General features: G+C 60.7%; 4 protein-coding genes. All 4 read right to left on the bottom strand.

Translation table 11 applies throughout. The annotated features are described in order from the left end of the window. Positions 1-74: 74 nt before the first annotated feature. Positions 75-572, bottom strand: a complete 498-nt coding sequence (locus ACW9HW_RS29575; RefSeq protein ID WP_095197156.1) for a GNAT family N-acetyltransferase — start codon at positions 570-572, stop codon at positions 75-77. Between the two features lie 2 nt (positions 573-574). Then, positions 575-1,213: a LysE family translocator gene (locus ACW9HW_RS29570; RefSeq protein WP_095197157.1), complete on the bottom strand. Its 639-nt coding sequence runs from the start codon at positions 1,211-1,213 to the stop codon at positions 575-577. A 22-nt stretch (positions 1,214-1,235) separates the two neighbouring features. Then, positions 1,236-1,670 (bottom strand): NUDIX hydrolase, encoded by a 435-nt coding sequence (locus ACW9HW_RS29565; protein WP_095197158.1) that lies wholly within the window; start codon positions 1,668-1,670, stop codon positions 1,236-1,238. A gap of 77 nt (positions 1,671-1,747) precedes the next feature. Next, entirely contained in the window at positions 1,748-3,073 is a 1,326-nt protein-coding gene (locus ACW9HW_RS29560; RefSeq protein ID WP_095197159.1) for an APC family permease, read from the bottom strand. Positions 3,074-3,240: the final 167 nt, after the last annotated feature.

Below are 3,240 nucleotides of genomic sequence, written 5' to 3'. Positions count from 1 at the left end.
TCAGACACATCAATATTGACTGACACACCGCCTTCGCGAGCAGGCTCGCTCCCACATTGGGATTTCGGTGATGGTTAGAGCTCGCGCCACATGTGGATTTTGTCGAAGTATTCCTCGCCCACCCGCACCGCCATCGGTTCCAGGCCGAACTGGATAAATCCATTGCGTCGGTACAGGTTGAAGGCGGCATCGTTGCCGGCGGTGACGGTCAGCTTGATCAGTCGCAATCCCTGATGGGTTCGCGCTTCGGCCAAAACCGCCTGCACCAGTTGGTGGCCTAGCCCCCGCTGGCGCACGTTGGCGGACACGTACATGCCAAACAGCGTCGCCTTGTGCCGGGCCTTCTCCCGAGGCTCGAAGGCCAGCCCGGCGATGCCCGCCAGCCGCCCTTCCTCGAAGGCGCCGAGCACTACATCGAGCTTGCCGGTCAGGCGCGATTCCCACCAACCGAGCGGCATTGAGGCACGCTCGCGCACGCTGGAGGTGAATGCCTGCGGATGCCGGTCATAGGCCTCAAGCATCAGCGCCCGGTAGTCCAGGGCATGGCTGGCGTCCAGTCGCTGAATCCACACGGTCAGGCCATCCGGCGTTGTTCAAGCATCAGCCGCAGCGCCAGCGCCGACAGCACAAAACCCATGAAATAACGCTGCATCGCCAGCCAGGTCGGGTTGTTGACAAACCACGAAGCAATGCCCGCGGCAAACAGGGCGATCAGCAGATTGACGCTGAAACTGACGCTGATCTGGGTCAGGCCCAGCAGGATGCTTTGGGTGAACACCGAACCGTGTTCAGGGGTGATGAACTGAGGAAACACCGACAGGTAAAACACCGCGATCTTGGGGTTCAGGGCGCTGGTGAGGAAGCCCATGGTGATCAATTTGCGCGACGAATCCGGCGGCAACTGTTGCGCTTCGAACGGCGAACGCGCACCGGGTTTGACCGCCTGCCAGGCCAGCCATAGCAGGTACAACGCACCCGCCCACTTCAGCACTTCATAAGCCATCGGCACCGCCAGGAACACAGCAGTCAAACCGGCAGCGGCGGCGAACAGATGCACGAAAAACCCGGCGACCACCCCCAGCAACGAAGTCACGCCGGCCTTGCGGCCCTGGCAGATCGAACGAGAGATCAGGTAGATCATGTTCGGCCCCGGCGTCAGTACCATCAGCAACGCGGCGGCGGCGAAAATCAGCAAGTCTTGAAGCGGGATCATGGCGGGTCCTTTGCTTGAATGATCAGGCAGTCGCGATCAGCGAAGCCCGATAAAACGGCAGGATCAGGTCCCTTGTCAAGGGTGCCAGCGTGACGTCGCCGTCGGTGGCCGGATCGATCCAGATCACCTCTTCGATCTCGGCAGCCGGGGTGACGTCGGAATCAATGCCCAGCAGAAAAATCTCGGCTTTCACCACATAACCCGGCTCATTGGCGGCGGGTGCCGAGAACTGGCCGAGGAAGGTGGCGTGCGCCGGATCGATGACCAGCCCCAGCTCTTCTTCCAGTTCACGGGCCAAAGCGTTGGCCGGTTGTTCATGGGCTTCGATCTTGCCGCCCGGTTGCATGAAGGCCTCGGTGCCGCGCTTGCGCACCAGCAACGTTCGACCGTCCGGGCCGATCAACAGGGCGGCGGCAATGTGGATAATTCCGGCGGGTTGGGCAGCAAACGTCGACATGAACAAAGGCCTTTGACTCAAAAGCGGCAAGGATCACATGTCCTCCGCTGGTGAGCAAAGGCCTCCTGCACCAGTACTTACGCAGCCTCCTGGAAATCCATCTCCGGTGGCTGCCGACGGAAACCGCCGGTCAACACCGCCAGATACACCACGCCGATCGCCAGCCAGCTCAAGCCGAGGTAGATCGCCAGGTGGTCAAGGCTGACCATCAACCACAGGTCCGCCACCAGGCCGATGAAGGGGAAAATCAGGAACAGCACCAGCTCGCGCAGGCCTTTTTTCTCGCCACCGATCCAGTAATGGAAGATCACCGACAGGTTCACCAGGCTGAAGGCCAGGAAGGCGCCGAAGTTGATGAACGAGGTCGAGGTGGTGACGTCGAGTTTCAGTGCAAGCAAGGCCACCACGGCGCAGAGCAGGATGCTGTTGATCGGCGTGCCGAAACGTTCGTGCAGAGTGCCGAAAAACGATTTCGGCAGCACGCCGTCACGGCCCATGGCGTACAGCAAACGCGAACCGCTGGCCTGGGCCGACAAACCCGAGGCGAACTGGCCGACGATCAGGCCGATCAGGAAGATCGAGACGAACAGGTCGCCGCCGATGTTGCGGGCAATTTCATAGGCCGCCGAATCAACGCTGTCGAACTGGAACGACGGATGGGCGACCTGCACGAAGTACGAGACGCAGACGAAAATCAGCCCGCCGATCAAGGTGATCAGCATGATCGCCCGGGGAATGGTGCGACGTGGGTCGCGGGTTTCTTCGGTCAAGGTGCTGACCGCGTCGAAGCCGAGGAACGAATAACAGGCGATGGCCGCGCCGCTCATGATCAACGGCATTTGCATGTCGCCGTTGAAGAACGGTTTGATCGACCACAGCGGCGTGCTCGCATCGCCACCGACGTAATGCACGCATAGCGCAACGAAGGCCACCAGCACCAGGAACTGCACCAGCATCAGCAAGGCGTTGATGCCGTTGGCCAGTTTCAGGCCGACGATGTTGATGGCGCTGGTGATGCCGATGAACGCCAGCACCCAGACCCACTGCGGCACCGCCGGGAAAGCGGAGTTCAGGTAAGCGGCACCGATCAGCCAGATCGCCATGGGCAAAAACAGGTAATCGAGCAGCACTGCCCAACCGGCGATGAAGCCCAGTTTCGGGCTGATGGCCTTGCGCACATAGCTGTAGGCGGAACCGGCGACCGGGAAGGCCGAGGCCATGCGTCCGTAGCTCATGGCGGTGAAGAACATCGCCACCAGCGCCGCGAGATAAGCGGCGGGCACCATGCCGGCGGTGGATTGAGCGAGAATGCCAAAAGTGCCGAGCACAATGATCGGCGTCATGTAGGCGATGCCGAACAGCACCACCGACCCTAATGACAGGGTGCGTTGCAAACGAGCCATGAGCGACTACTCCGGATGTTATTGGATTTATGGCAGAGCCGAGTTCGGCGCAGGGGTTTTCGGGTGTTGCTTTGTTGTTCTTGGGTAAAGGGTCAAGCATGTGTGTTGTTTGTGCCGGCCTCTTCGCGAGCAGGCTCGCTCCCACAAGGGATTTGTGCCGTTCACAA

The sequence above is a fragment of the Pseudomonas sp. SDO5532_S415 genome, assembly GCF_054071155.1.
Note: the sequence above shows the minus strand (reverse complement) of the source record. Positions and strands in the feature narration are given on the sequence as shown.

Coding starts and splice junctions, on each gene's coding strand:
- ACW9HW_RS29570 (WP_095197157.1), bottom strand. CDS start 1,213: ATGATCCCGCTTCAAGACTTGCTGATTTTCGCCGCCGCCGCGTTGCTG.
- ACW9HW_RS29560 (WP_095197159.1), bottom strand. CDS start 3,073: ATGGCTCGTTTGCAACGCACCCTGTCATTAGGGTCGGTGGTGCTGTTC.
- ACW9HW_RS29565 (WP_095197158.1), bottom strand. CDS start 1,670: ATGTCGACGTTTGCTGCCCAACCCGCCGGAATTATCCACATTGCCGCC.